This is a genomic window from Stenotrophomonas maltophilia group sp. Smal12, assembly GCF_037079935.1.
In the GTDB taxonomy this organism is placed as follows: domain Bacteria; phylum Pseudomonadota; class Gammaproteobacteria; order Xanthomonadales; family Xanthomonadaceae; genus Stenotrophomonas; species Stenotrophomonas sepilia.
Genome location: NZ_JBAWUK010000012.1, coordinates 81,782 through 95,952 on the forward strand (window position 1 = coordinate 81,782; position 14,171 = coordinate 95,952).

Genomic DNA, 14,171 nt, shown 5'->3' on the forward strand with positions numbered 1-14,171 from the left:
TATGAGCCCCTTCGACATCCAATCGCTGGCCGACATTCAACTGCTGCGCGAGTCGGTGGACCTGGAATGCAAGCTGGCGCGTGGCCGCGATGGGCAAGGTGCGCTGCCGGACGACTTCTGGCCCACCTATAGCGCCTTCGCCAATACCGGCGGCGGCGTGGTGGTGCTGGGTCTGCGCGAGCGCAACGACGGCTTCGAGGTGGAAGGCATCGCCAATGTGGCGAAGGTGCGCAAGGAACTGTTCGACGGGCTGAACAACCGGCAGAAGGTCAGCATCAACCTGCTGTCGGATGCCGATGTCACCGAGCTGGCATTGCCGGAAGGCACGCTGCTGGTCATCTGCATTCCGCGTGCCAATCGTAAGCAGCGGCCAGTGTTCCTGCGCGGCAACCCGATGGGCCATACCTACCTGCGGCTCAACGAGGGCGACCGCACGGTGGCCAACGAAGACGTCAAGCGCATGCTGGCCGAGCAGGTCGAGGACAGCCGCGACAGCCGCATCCTCCGTGGCTATGGCCTGTCCGACCTGTGCATGGAGACGTTTCGTGCCTATCGCCAGGTGTTCGCCAACCGCGAACCGGCACATCCGTGGAATGCGCTGGACGATCTGGACTTCCTGCGTCAGATCGGTGGCTGGCGACAGGACCGGGAAATCGGCGAGAGCGGCCTGACGCTGGCTGGCGTGCTGATGTTCGGCTGGATGTCCACCCTCCAGGAAACCCTGCCGAACTACATGCTCGATTATCAGGAGCGGCCGGAAGCCCGGATCGAGCGCCGCTGGGTGGACCGGATCACGCTGGACGGCAAATGGTCGGGCAACCTCTACGATTTCTATCGCAAGGTCTACCTGAAGCTCACCGCGGACCTGAAAGTCCCGTTCTCGCTGGAGAAGGGCGAGCGCCAGGACGAGACGCCCGTGCACGTGGCGCTGCGCGAGGCACTGGCCAACGTGCTGGTGCATGCGGATTATTCCGAGCGGGCGTCGGTGCTGGTGGTGAAGCGGCCGGACATGTTCGGTTTCCGCAATCCCGGGCTGATGCGGATTCCGCGCGATATCGCCATCCATGGCGGCGAACACGACTGCCGCAACCGGACCTTGCACAAGATGTTCCGGCTGGTTGGCGTGGGCGAGCAGGCGGGTTCCGGCATCCCCAAGATCTACGACGGCTGGGCGGGCCAGCACTGGCGGGCGCCGGCGCTGTACGAGCGCATGGAGCCGTACAACCAGACGCTGCTGGAACTGCGCATGGTCGATCTGCTGCCGGAAGACCTGCTGGCCGGGTTGCGGAAGACCTTTGGCGCCGGTTTCGACGCGCTTCAGCGCAACGAGCGCCTGACGCTGGCGGCTGCGGCCTCGGAGAAGACCGTGACCCATGCCCGGGTGATCGAGATGACGGGGCTGCACCCGGTGGACGCGACCCGCCTGCTCCAGTCCCTGGTCAAGGAAGGCTTTCTGGAAAGCCACAATCCGGGCCGCGGAGCCGTCTACTGCCTGCCCGGGGCGGCCCTTCCCCGGCCGGAGGAAGTGTTCGGCGAAGGTTCCGCCGTTGTGCCCAACCGCTCCGCACATTTGGGCTCCGGCTCCGGACATTTGCCGGGCCGCTCCGGACATTTGCCCGCCGGCTCCGGACATTTGCAGCCGGCGGAGCCCGGCCAAGCTATTGAAAATCAAAGAGATGAAGCCGGACGATTGATCAGCAGGCAGTTGGATGCCCCTGTCCTGGACGCCTTGGAGCAGCTCGCTCCGGCATTCCGCACCGCACTGGAGGGCATGGCCGCGTCGCCCCGGAGCCGCAAGAAGATCCCGAAGGCAGCGATGGAAGACGTGATCGTCGCCCTGTGCGCAGGCCACTACATCACCGGCACCTGCATCGCGACATTGGTCGATCGCGATCCCGATGCACTCAGAAAGCATTACCTGAGGCCACTGGTGCAGGCGGGCCGCCTACGCTTCGCGTTCCCGACCGCACCCACGCACGCCATGCAGGCTTATCGCGCCACCCAGCCCTGAGCTCAGGACGATCATGAGCAATTTCCAGTTCCTGCAAGCCGAGTTCAAGCCGCTGTTCGAGCCGGCGCGTGGCGCGGAGCAACTGGTGCATTCCGATCCCCGCGCCTGCTGCATGCGCACCCGCCATGCGCTGGAACAGGCGGTGCACTGGCTGTACCAGAACGATCGCGACCTACGCATGCCCTACGAGAACGGGCTGAACGTGCTGCTGACGCAGGTGCCCTTCGCGAAGCTGGTACCACCCTACGTGCACGACAAGATGCGGCTGATCCAGAAGGTCGGCAACCAGGCCGTGCACGGCAACCAGCGCATCGGCAGCGGCGATGCCATGCGCCTGGTGCGCGAGCTGTTCCACGTGCTGTTCTGGTTGGCACGCACCTATACCCGCGCCAGCGACCCCAAGAGCATCGTTGCCGAGTGGGATGAAAAGCAGGTGCCGACGTTGGTGCGGGCCGACGAGGCGGTGGCCTTCACTCGCGACGAGCTGAAGAAGCAGGAGGCGAAGTTCCAGCAGCAGATCGGCGAACTGCATGCATCGCTGGAAGAACGGGAGACCCGCGTCGCGGAGCAGGCGGCCACGCTGGCCGAACGCGAGGCACTCCTGGCGCAACTGGACGCGGAACTGGCCGCGCGCCGCGCGGAGCTGGCCGAAGCCAAGGCGGCCAACATCGCCGTGCCGGACGGCCACGACTACAACGAGGCCGATACCCGCAAGCACTTCATCGACGTATTGCTGCGCGAAGCCGGCTGGGAGATCGGCCGGAACGCCGCCATCGAAGTGCCCTTAGTCGGCATGCCAAACACGCCGGGCGAAGGTTTCGCCGACTACGTGCTCTATGGCGCCGACGGCAAGCCACTGGCTGTAGTGGAAGCCAAGCGCAGCTTCAGCGACCCGGATGTGGGCCGGCAGCAGGCGAAGCTGTACGCCGATTGCCTGGAACAGATGACCGGGCAGCGGCCGCTGGTCTTCTACACCAACGGCCATAGCACCTGGCTATGGGACGACCGGCGTGCGCCGCCACGCGAGGTGCAAGGCTTCTACACCGCCGAAGAACTTGCGCTGGCCGTCACCCGGCGTGAACTGCAGCAGGACCCGCGCCACCTGAAGGTGAACACGGATATTGCCGGGCGCGCCTACCAGTTGCGCGCAATCAAGGCGATGGCGGAGTCGCTGGCGCAGGGCCGTCGCGCCGGCCTGCTGACCATGGCCACCGGCACCGGCAAGACCCGCATGTCGATCGCGCTGGTGGACCTTCTGATGCGGGCCGACTGGGCCAAGCGCGTGCTGTTCCTGGCCGACCGCGTGGCGCTGGTGAAACAGGCCGCCAATGCCTTCAAGACACATCTGCCCGATTCCAGCCCGGTCAACCTGGTGACGGAGAAGGACGGACAGGGCCGCGTGTACCTGTCCACCTATCCGACGATGATGAACCTGATCGACGAGATCGCCGATGGCCGCCGCCGTTACGGCGTGGGCCACTTCGACCTGATCATCATCGATGAAGCGCACCGCAGCGTGTACCAGAAGTACGGCGCGATCTTCCGCTACTTCGACAGCTACCTGGTGGGCCTCACCGCCACCCCACGCGACGAGGTGGATCGCGACACCTACCACCTGTTCGGGCTGGAAACCGGCGTGCCGACCGATGCCTACGGGCTGGACGAGGCCGTGGCCGACGGCTTCCTGGTGCCGCCGCGTGCGCAGTCAGTGCCCTTGAAGTTCGTGCGCGACGGCATTCGCTACGACCAGTTGAGCGAGGAAGAAAAGGAGCATTGGGAATCACTGGACTGGGGCGACCGTGAAGACGATCACCCACCCGACGAGGTGCATGCCTCGGAGATCAACAAGAAGCTGTTCAACGAAGACACCGTGGACAAAATGCTGCAGCACCTAATGCAGCACGGCCTCAAGGTGGATGGCGGCGACACGCTGGGCAAGACCATCATCTTTGCCGTGAACCAGCAGCATGCTGAATTCATTTCACGACGATTCGACCATCACTATCCGCAATACAAGGGTGAGTTCGCACGCGTCATCACCCATTCGGTGAGATATGCGCAGAGCCTGATTGACAGCTTCAGCATCCCCACGAAGATGCCGCAGATCGCGATCTCGGTGGACATGCTGGACACGGGAATCGACGTGCCCGAAGTGCTGAACCTAGTGTTCTTCAAGGCCGTTCGGTCGAAGGTGAAATTCCTGCAGATGATCGGGCGCGGCACGCGCCTGTGCCCGGGCCTGTTCGGTCCAGGGCAAGACAAGAAAGAGTTCTTCATCTTCGATTTCTGCGGCAACTTCGAGTACTTCAACGAACACCCGAAGGGTGCTGCCGGTGGATTGAGCGAGCCACTGGGACGGCGATTGTTCCGGGCCAGACTCGACCTGCTCTCGCTGCTGGGTGAGCAAGGTGATCGGCAAGCCGAGGCGCAGGCAGGTTACGACGGCAGCGACGTTCGCACCTGGCTGCTAGACACGTTGCACAGCGAAGTGGCCACGATGAACCCGGTGAACTTCATCGTGCGCACGGAACACGCGCACGTGACCCGGTTCTCCGCGCGCGAGGCATGGGACACACTGAGCGGCGCCGATCTGGTCGACCTGCGCGATCGCGTAGCCGGTCTTCCGAGCGAACAGACCCATGAGCACGTCACCGCCAGACTGTTCGATCTGGTGTGCGTGAACCTGCAATTGGCGATCGTCCGCTCCACGTCGGACTTCATGCGCAACCGCGATCGCATCATCGAACTGGCCTCGGATCTGGAAACCATGCAGGCGATCCCGGCCGTGCAGGCCGAGTTGCCCTTGATCCAGGAACTCCAGACCGGAGAATTTTGGAAGGACATCACCGTTGCCATGGTGGAGCGCGTGCGGCGTAGGCTGCGCGGCCTGATCCAGTTCATCGAGCGCAGGTCATCAAAGCCCGTCTACACCGTGCTGGATGACGAGATCGGCGAAGCAACGCCCATCGCTCTTGCTGACTTCAGCACAGGCATCAACCTGGCCCAGTATCGACGCAAGGTGGAGGCATGGATCCGAGCCAACGAACACCATGTGGCCATAGCCAAGCTGCGTCACAACAGGCCACTGACGCCAACCGACCTGGCCGAGCTGGAACGCTTCGTGTACGAGGCGCCCGAGGTGGAGAGCCGGGAACGATTCGAGCAGTCATTCGGCAACGAGCAGCCATTGCCACTGTTCATTCGCTCCCTGGTCGGGCTGGACCGAGGTGCGGCGAAGGAAGCCTTTGCCCGATTCCTGGACGACAGCCGCTACAGCAGCCAGCAGATCCGTTTCGTGGAGATGATCATCGACCGGCTGGTCAGCAATGGCGTCATCGAGCCGGGTCAGCTCTACGAGCCGCCCTTCACCGGCATCCATTACGAAGGGCTGGATGGCGCCTTCGGAGATGCAGATGCCGACGCGATCATCGGCACGCTCGCGCAGATCAGTCGGTTCGCCGCCTAAACAGCAATGCCTCCACCTGCGAAGCAACCCATATCGCCTTGTCCAACAGGCCCAGCCGGCTGAAAAAGCTCAATTCTCAGGATGGAACTTTATTGCCCAAGATAGAACTTTATTTCTTGGGATAAAACTTTATTGCCTGAGATAGAGCTTTGTTACTTTTCTACAGCATCCCACAACTCCGGGAATGCCTTACTCCACCGTCACGCTCTTGGCCAGGTTGCGCGGCTTGTCCACGTCGGTGCCGCGTGCCAGCGCGGTGTGGTAGGCCAGCAGCTGCACCGGGATGGTGTGCACGATCGGGCTGAGCACGCCGGCATGGCGCGGCGTGCGGATCACATGTACGCCTTCGGACTCATTGAAGTTGCTGTCCTGGTCGGCGAACACGAACAGCTCGCCACCACGCGCACGCACTTCCTGCATGTTCGACTTCACCTTCTCCAGCAGGCTGTCGTTCGGCGCGATCACCACCACCGGCATGTCCTCGTCCACCAGCGCCAGCGGACCATGCTTCAGCTCACCGGCCGGGTAGGCCTCGGCGTGGATGTAGGAGATTTCCTTGAGCTTGAGCGCGCCTTCCAGCGCGATCGGGTAATGCAGGCCGCGGCCCAGGAACAATGCGCTGCTCTTGCGCGCGAAACGCTCGGCCCAGGCGGCGATCTGTGGCTCCATGTTCAGGGCGTGCTGCACGCTGCCCGGCAGGAAGCGCAGCTGCTCCAGGTAGTCCGCTTCCTGCGCCGCGTCGATGCGGCCATGCAGCTTGCCCAGCACCACGGTCAGCTGGAACAGTGCGGCCAGCTGGGTGGTGAAGGCCTTGGTCGAGGCCACGCCGATCTCGGCGCCGGCGCGGGTGTAGCAGACCAGTTCGCTGGCGCGCGGGATCGCACTTTCCGGCACGTTGCAGATCGACAGCGTGTGCTGGTGGCCCAACGATTTGGCGTACTTCAGCGCTTCCATCGTATCCAGCGTTTCGCCGGACTGCGAGATGGTCACGATCAGATGCTTGGGGTTCGCGTAGGCCGCGCGATAGCGGTACTCGCTGGCGATCTCCACGCTGCACGGCAGGCCGGCGATGGCTTCGATCCAGTAGCGCGCGGTCAGGCCGGCGTAGTAGCTGGTTCCGCAGGCAATGATCTGCACGCCTTCGATGCCCGACAGCACCGCTTCGGCGTTCTTGCCGAACAGCCCGGCCGGGAAACCACCGGCATCGATCGCCGCCTCGATGGTGTCGCCCAGCGCGCGCGGCTGCTCGTGGATTTCCTTCTGCATGAAGTGGCGGTACGGGCCCAGCTCCAGCGATGCCAGCGATACGTCGGACAGATGCACGTCGCGCTCGACCGGCTGGTCGTGCTCGTCGAAGACGCGCACGCCATCGCGGCGGATCTCGGCGGTGTCGCCCTCTTCCAGGAAGATCACCTTGCGGGTGGCCGAGATCACCGCCGAGACATCCGAAGCGACGAAGTTCTCGCCCTCGCCCAGGCCGACCAGCAGCGGGCAGCCCATGCGCGCGCAGACGAAGCGCTCCGGCTCGGCGCGGCTGACCACGGCCAGCGCATAGGCACCGGTCAGTTCCTTCACCGTGTGCTGCAGTGCCACCAGCAGATCGTCGCCATCCTTCAGATGATGATGGATCAGGTGCGCGATGACTTCGGTATCGGTCTGCGATTCAAACGTGTAGCCCAGCGCGCGCAGCTTCTCGCGCTGCTCTTCGTGGTTCTCGATGATGCCGTTGTGCACCAGGGCCACACCGTGGCTGATGTGCGGATGTGCATTGGCCTCGGTGACACCGCCGTGGGTGGCCCAGCGGGTGTGGCCGATGCCCAGCACCGCATTGAAGCCCTCAGTCTCGGCCGCCATGGCCATTTCCGACACGCGGCCGGTACGACGCACCCGGCGGACTTCCGGACGCTCGCTCTGGTCGATCACCGCGATGCCCGAGGAATCGTAGCCACGGTATTCAAGGCGCTTCAGACCCTCGATCAGTACCGGTACTACGTCGCGATCGGCGATTGCACCCACGATTCCACACATGTCACGCGTTTCCTTGAAGACGATTGCCGCATTCTAGCCTGCGTGTCCGGCTTCCCCCTCCTGTCCGCTTAATGAAAGTGTCCGGAAAGGTGTCCGCGGACACCCGGACACTTCCCCGAAAACCCCAACCCCTTGACCTGAAAGGAAATAAAGTTGGCACGCTACGTGCTTGGTATTGGCTACCACCGTCAGGCACGCACCCGATGATCCGCGACACTTCCGCACAGGACCAGATCGTTTCCTCCGCCCCGGCCGGCACCACCCGCGCAAGCTGGCATCGCTACCGCTGGCCGGCGCTGGGCGCCATTGCGCTGCTCGCCGGCATCGGCTGGGCGGTCCATGCCTGGTCCAATGCCAGCCGCTCCTTCGACAGCAGCCGCGTGCGCATCGCCGAGGTGAAGCGGGGCGACCTGGTCCGTGACATCGCTGCCGACGGCCGCGTGATCGCCGCCAACAGCCCGATCCTGTACGCGATCTCGGCCGGTACCGTGGACCTGAAGGTCGTCGCCGGTGACGTGGTCAAGAAGGGCCAGGAGCTGGCGATCATCGACAGCCCGGAACTGCGCAGCAAGCTGGCCCAGGAACAGGCAACGCTGGCCGGCCTGGAAGCCGAGGCCAGCCGCGCCGCGCTGGACGCGACCCTGGCCCGTGCCAAGTCACGCAAGGAAACCGACCAGGCCACCATCGAACGTCAGGCCGCCGACCGCGACCTGCAGCGCTACCAGCGCGGCTACGACGGCGGCGCGGTACCGCAGATCGACCTGGCCAAGGCCAAGGATTCGCTGAAGAAAGCCGACATCGCCCTGGCCAATGCCACCACCGATGCGCGCCTGCAGAGCCAGGGCGCCGACCTGGATGCCCGCAACAAGCGCCTGCTGGCCGACCGCCAGAAAGCGGTGGTGGCCGAAGTGCAGCGCCAGGTCGATGCGCTGACCCTGCGCGCGCCGTTCGATGGCCAGGTCGGCCAGGTGCAGGCCGTGCAGTCCACCAACCTGGCCGCCAACGCGCCGGTGCTGGGCGTTGTCGATCTGTCCAAGTTCGAGGTCGAGATCAAGGTGCCGGAAAGCTTCGCCCGCGACCTGGCGATCGGCATGCCGGCGCAGCTGACCGGCGGCAACGGCCAACCGTTCCCGGGCGAGATCAGCGCGGTGTCGCCGGAAGTGGTCAACGGCGAGGTCAACGCCCGCGTGCGCTTTGCCAGCGCGCAGCCGGAAGGCCTGCGCCAGAGCCAGCGGATGTCGGTGCGCGTGCTGCTCGATACCCGCAAGAACGTGCTGAAGGTCGAGCGCGGCCCGTTCGTCGAACAGGGCAACGGCATGGCCTACGTGATGGATGGCCGCACCGCCGTGCGCCGCCCGGTGGAACTGGGCGTCAGCAGCTTGGGCGAAGTGGAAATCAAGTCGGGTGTGCAGCCGGGCGACCGCATCGTGGTCTCCGGCAGCGACCTGTTCAAGGACGCCGAACGCGTCTCCGTCAACTGATACCTGAATCCTGGAGAGAGGACACCCCATGTACATGCTCGAAATGCGTTCGGTCGCCAAGGTCTTCCGTACCGAACAGGTGGAGACCCACGCGTTGCGCTCACTGGAACTGCAGGTCAAGGAAGGCGAGTTCGTCGCCGTCACCGGCCCGTCCGGTTCCGGCAAGACCACTTTCCTCAACATTGCCGGCCTGCTGGAAACCTTCACCAGCGGTACCTACATGCTGGACGGGCAGGATGTGAGCACGCTGGGCGACGACGCCCGCAGCCGCCTGCGCAACCAGAAGATCGGCTTCATCTTCCAGGGCTTCAACCTGATCCCCGACCTGAACCTGTTCGACAACGTCGACGTGCCGCTGCGCTATCGGAAGATGAGCGCCAACGAGCGCCGAGAGCGCATCGAGAAGGCGCTGACCCAGGTCGGCCTCGGTTCGCGCATGAAGCACTACCCGAACGAGCTGTCCGGCGGCCAGCAGCAGCGCGCGGCCATCGCACGCGCCCTGGCCGGCAGCCCGCGCCTGCTGCTGGCCGACGAACCGACCGGCAACCTGGACACGCAGATGGCGCGCGGCGTGATGGAACTGCTGGAGGAGATCAATGCCGCCGGCACCACCATCGTGATGGTCACCCACGACCCGGAACTGGCCGCGCGTGCGCAGCGCAACGTGCATATCGTCGACGGCCAGGTCACCGACCTTGTGCGCGAGCCGGTACTGGCCACGCCACGCCACATCGTCGCCGTCAACGAGTGAGGGCATTCCCATGTTCGCCTACTACGCCCGATTGGCGGTACGCAGTTTCCGCCGCAACAAGGTCCTGACTGCGCTGATGGTGGTGGCCATCGCCCTTGGCATCGGTGCCTCGATGACCACCCTGACCGTGTTCCACGTGCTGTCCGGCGACCCGATCCCCGGCAAGAGTGACCGGCTGTTCTATGTGCAGCTCGATGCCGCGACCGGCGCCTATGTCGCGGGCGAGGAGCCGGAAACCCAGTTGACCCGCTTCGACGGGGAAGCCCTGCTGCGCGAAGCCAGGGGCGAGCGCCAGGCGCTGATGAGCGGCGGTGGCGGCACCATCGAACCGGACAACAGCACCCTCAAGCCCTTCAGCATCGACACCCGCTGGACCTCGGCCGATTTCTTCCCGATGTTCGAGGTGCCCATGCAGTACGGCCGCCCGTGGACGCGCGAGGACGACGAAGGCCGAGCACGCGTGGTGGTCATCTCCAAGGCGCTCAACGACAAGCTTTACCAGGGCGCCAACAGCGTAGGCCGCGACCTGCGCATGGAAGGCCAGAGCTACCGCATCGTCGGCGTGATGAAGGAGTGGAGCCCGGAGCCGCACTTCTACGACCTGACCACCGGCAGCTACGGCAAGAACGAGGACCTGCTGCTGCCGATTTCCACGTCCTTCGACCTGAAACTGGGCAGCAACGGCAACATGAACTGCTTCGGCGAAAATCCCGACGGCAACAGCTACTCGCTCAATGCGCCGTGCGCGTGGCTGCAGTACTGGGTGGAGATGGACCCGGCCAAGGCCGCCGACTACCGCCGCTACCTGGAGAACTATTCGAGCCAGCAGCGCCAGGCCGGCCGCTTCAAGCACCCGCCGAACGTGCGCCTGCGCACCGTGATGGAATGGCTGGACTTCAACGGCGCGGTGCCCAGCGACGTGCGCCTGCAGCTGTGGCTGGCACTGGGTTTCCTGGGGGTCTGCCTGGTCAATACGGTGGGCCTGCTGCTGGCCAAGTTCCTGCGCCGCAGTGGAGAGATCGGCGTGCGCCGCGCACTCGGTGCCAGCCGTGGCCAGATCTTCCTGCAGTGCCTGGTGGAAGCCGGCGCAGTCGGCGTGGTCGGGGGCGTGCTGGGCATCGGCCTGGCCCTGCTGGGCCTGTTCGCGGTGCGCCAGCAACCGGTGGAGTACGCAAAGCTGGCCCACCTGGACGGCAACATGCTGCTGCTCGCGCTGGGCTTGACCCTGTTCGCCAGCCTTGCCGCCGGTTTCCTGCCTGCCTGGCGCGCCATGCAGGTCACTCCGGCCATCCAGCTCAAGTCGCAGTAAGCACCCGAACGAGGACTCCCATGGACATCCGCCCCATCCTCAGCACGCTGCGCCGGCACAAGACTGCCGCTGCCCTGATCGTGCTGGAAGTCGCACTGACCTGCGCCATCGTCTGCAACGCGCTGTTCCTGGTCAGCCAGCGCGTGGAGAAGATCAGCATGCCCAGCGGCATCGCCGAGAACGAACTGGTGATGCTCCGCGTCAGCGGCATCGGCAAGCAGACCGATGCCATGGCCCGCACCCGTGAGGACCTGGCGTCATTGCGTGCGCTTCCCGGCGTCAGCAACGTCACCATCATCAACCAGGTGCCTTTCCGCAACGGCTCGTCCAGCAGCAGCATCTCGCGGGAGATCGACCAGGAACGGCCGACCACCAACGCCTCGATGTACACCCTGTCCGAGAACGGGTTGGCCACGATGGGCATCAACCTGATCGCCGGCCGCGATTTCCTGCCCGGCGAGTACCAGAACTTCGAAGACGCCAGCAAGGGGGGCGCCAAGGAAAACGCCATCCCGGTCATCCTCACCCAGGCCACCGCCGCCAAGATGGAACCCAACGGCAGCGCGCTGGGCAAGACCTACTACATGGGCAAGCAGCCACTGCACGTGGTCGGCATCGTCGACACGCTGAGCACGCCCAACGGCTGGAATGACAACTGGACGAACTCCATGCTGCTGCCCATGCGGCGCACCTTCGACGAGGGTGGCACCTATGTGCTGCGCACTTCGCCGGAACGCCGCCTGGAGGTGCTTGATGCCGGGGCTGCTGTACTGGAGCGCAATGACCCCAACCGGCTGATGCGCGACAAGCTGACCTATGAAGACCAGCGCAAGGACTTCTTCAAGAACGACCGCGCGATGGTTGGCCTGCTGATCACCGTCAGCGTCTCGCTGCTGGTGGTGACCGCACTGGGCATCATCGGCCTGGCCAGCTTCTGGGTGCAGCAGCGCAGCAAGCAGATCGGCATCCGCCGCGCGCTCGGTGCCACCCGCGGGCAGATCCTGCGCTACTTCCAGACCGAGAACTTCCTGCTGGCCTCGCTGGGGATCGTGCTGGGCATGCTGGCGGCCTACGCGATCAATCTGGCACTGATGAACCTGTACGAGCTGCCACGCATGCCCCTGTACTACCTGCCGCTGGGCGCGCTGCTGCTGTGGGTGCTGGGCCAGGTCGCGGTGTTCGGGCCGGCCAGGCGCGCAGCAGCGGTCCCGCCCGCAGTTGCAACGCGGGGCGCGTGAGATGCGTGCCTGCCGGATGCTGTTGATGGCACTGCTGCCACTGCCGGCGCTGGCCGGCGGTGGCAGCTCGCAGACGCTGGAATGGCGCCAGGATGATGCCCGCCTGGCGCTCCGCTCGACCGAGGGCCAGGTACGGGTGGAAGCCGCGCGTCCGGAAGCCCGCTTCGGCGTGCGCAGCGGCGACCGCATCCTGCGCCTGGACGATACGGCTGTGCGGCGGATCGAGCATCTTGCCGATGCACTGCGGCATTCCAGTGCCCCGACTGCGTACCTGTTGCTGCGCCGCGACAAACGCGAGCTCACCGTGCCGGTGGACGCCGCCTCGTGGCGGCTGGCGCTGGTCGCTCCGCCACCGCCGGCACCACCGCCTCCACCAGCGCGGCGCTGAAACCAGCCCGCCCTCGTCGCCACGGCTTTGGCTATGCTTGATGGGTGGCGCCGGGCTCTCCCGGCGTATGGATACGAACACGGCTCCATCGGCGCCGCCCATCCCTTTCTGCAGAACTGCTTGATGCCTTCGATCCTGATCATCGACGACAACGCCAGCGTGGGCACCGCGCTGGACGTGCTGTTCTCCCTGCATGACATCGACACCCTGCAGGCGCAGAGCCCGGCCGAAGGGCTGGCCCTGCTCGAGTCGCAGCCGGTCGACCTGGTGATCCAGGACATGAATTTCAGCGAGGACACCACCTCCGGCGAAGAAGGCGAAGACCTGTTCGCACAGATCCGCGCGCGCCACCCGGACCTGCCGGTGATCCTGCTCACCGCCTGGACCCACCTGAGCAGTGCGGTGGACCTGGTCAAGGCCGGTGCCGCCGACTACCTGGCCAAGCCCTGGGACGACCGCAAGCTGCTGACCACGGTCAACAACCTGCTCGAGCTGTCCGAGGCGCGGCGCGAGCTGGACCGCCGCCGCAGCCGTGAGCTGCGCCAGCGCAATGCGCTGGAAGAAAAGTACGAGCTGTGTGGTGCGGTCTTCGCCGATCCGGCCAGCGAGCGCATCATCGCGCTGGCCTGCCAGGTCGCGCGCTCCGAACTGCCGGTGCTGATCACCGGCCCCAATGGTGCCGGCAAGGAGAAGATCGCGCAGATCATCCAGGCCAACTCGCTGGTGGCCAAGGGCCCGTTCATCACAGTCAACTGCGGCGCCCTGCCCTCGGAACTGATCGAGGCCGAACTGTTCGGTGCCGAGGCCGGCGCATATACCGGCGCCAACAAGGCACGCGAGGGCAAGTTCGAAGCCGCCGACGGCGGAACGCTGTTCCTGGACGAGATCGGCAACCTGTCGCTGGGCGGCCAGATGAAGCTCCTGCGTGTGCTGGAAACAGGGCGCTTCGAGCGTCTTGGCTCCAATCGCGAGCGCCAGGTCAAAGTCCGTGTGGTCAGCGCGACCAATGCCGACCTGCCGGCGATGATCCGCGACGGCACCTTCCGCGAAGACCTGTACTACCGCCTCAACACGGTGGAACTGGTACTGCCACCATTGGCCGAGCGCCCGGGCGACATCGTGCCCCTGGCCGAGCGCTTCCTGACCGCCGGCAAGCCACTTTCCAGCGCCGCCACCGCGGCCTTGCAACGGCACCCCTGGCCCGGCAACGTGCGCGAACTGCGCAACGTGATCCAGCGGGCCGAGCTGCTGGCGACCGGCAACCGCATCGAAGTGGCCGACCTGAACCTGCCGCGTGCCGCACCTGCGCCGCGACCGGCACCCAGTGCCGGCAATGATCCCGACCGTGCGCGCATCGAGGATGTGCTGGCGCTGGACCGGCCAGAGTTCTGTAGACACTCAGTTGCCGCTCTGCGCGTAGCGCCTTTCAAACTCTACCGGTGACACGCCGCCAGCGGAACCATGCCGGCGGATCGGGTTGTAGAACATCTCGATGTAGT

The 14,171-nt window shown here is 65.2% G+C and carries 9 protein-coding genes; 8 read left to right on the top strand and 1 reads right to left on the bottom strand.

All coding sequences use genetic code 11. The features are described from left to right. Nucleotide 1 precedes the first annotated feature (1 nt). On the top strand, nt 2-2,011 hold the full coding sequence (locus WDC87_RS07735; RefSeq protein ID WP_252745181.1) for an RNA-binding domain-containing protein: 2,010 nt from the start codon (nt 2-4) through the stop codon (nt 2,009-2,011). A 13-nt stretch (nt 2,012-2,024) separates the two neighbouring features. Next, complete coding sequence (locus WDC87_RS07740) at nt 2,025-5,477, top strand: DEAD/DEAH box helicase family protein (RefSeq protein ID WP_075077127.1); 3,453 nt, start codon at nt 2,025-2,027, stop codon at nt 5,475-5,477. Nucleotides 5,478-5,666: 189 nt separating this feature from the next. Here WDC87_RS07740 and glmS read toward each other — a convergent pair whose 3' ends face one another. After that, a complete protein-coding gene (gene glmS / locus WDC87_RS07745) occupies nt 5,667-7,505 on the bottom strand; it encodes a glutamine--fructose-6-phosphate transaminase (isomerizing) (protein ID WP_072167214.1) in 1,839 nt (612 codons plus the stop codon). A 203-nt stretch (nt 7,506-7,708) separates the two neighbouring features. Between glmS and WDC87_RS07750 the strand changes: the two genes are divergently transcribed. The 6 genes from WDC87_RS07750 to WDC87_RS07775 all read left to right on the top strand — a co-directional run bounded on the left by WDC87_RS07750 (nt 7,709) and on the right by WDC87_RS07775 (nt 14,115). After that, nucleotides 7,709-8,986, top strand: a complete 1,278-nt coding sequence (locus tag WDC87_RS07750) for an efflux RND transporter periplasmic adaptor subunit (RefSeq protein WP_072167215.1) — start codon at nt 7,709-7,711, stop codon at nt 8,984-8,986. Nucleotides 8,987-9,014: 28 nt separating this feature from the next. Next, the gene (locus tag WDC87_RS07755; protein ID WP_005419487.1) at nt 9,015-9,737 is read left to right on the top strand and encodes an ABC transporter ATP-binding protein; all 723 of its coding nucleotides are present in this window, start codon (nt 9,015-9,017) and stop codon (nt 9,735-9,737) included. 10 nt (nt 9,738-9,747) lie between these two features. Beyond that, complete coding sequence (locus WDC87_RS07760) at nt 9,748-11,046, top strand: ABC transporter permease (protein WP_072167216.1); 1,299 nt, start codon at nt 9,748-9,750, stop codon at nt 11,044-11,046. A 20-nt stretch (nt 11,047-11,066) separates the two neighbouring features. Next, nucleotides 11,067-12,284 (top strand): FtsX-like permease family protein, encoded by a 1,218-nt coding sequence (locus tag WDC87_RS07765; RefSeq protein WP_188240596.1) that lies wholly within the window; start codon nt 11,067-11,069, stop codon nt 12,282-12,284. A 16-nt stretch (nt 12,285-12,300) separates the two neighbouring features. Beyond that, nucleotides 12,301-12,672: a PDZ domain-containing protein gene (locus WDC87_RS07770; RefSeq protein WP_172412113.1), complete on the top strand. Its 372-nt coding sequence runs from the start codon at nt 12,301-12,303 to the stop codon at nt 12,670-12,672. A gap of 123 nt (nt 12,673-12,795) precedes the next feature. Beyond that, the gene (locus WDC87_RS07775) at nt 12,796-14,115 is read left to right on the top strand and encodes a sigma-54 dependent transcriptional regulator (RefSeq protein ID WP_336331294.1); all 1,320 of its coding nucleotides are present in this window, start codon (nt 12,796-12,798) and stop codon (nt 14,113-14,115) included. Nucleotides 14,116-14,171 lie beyond the last annotated feature (56 nt).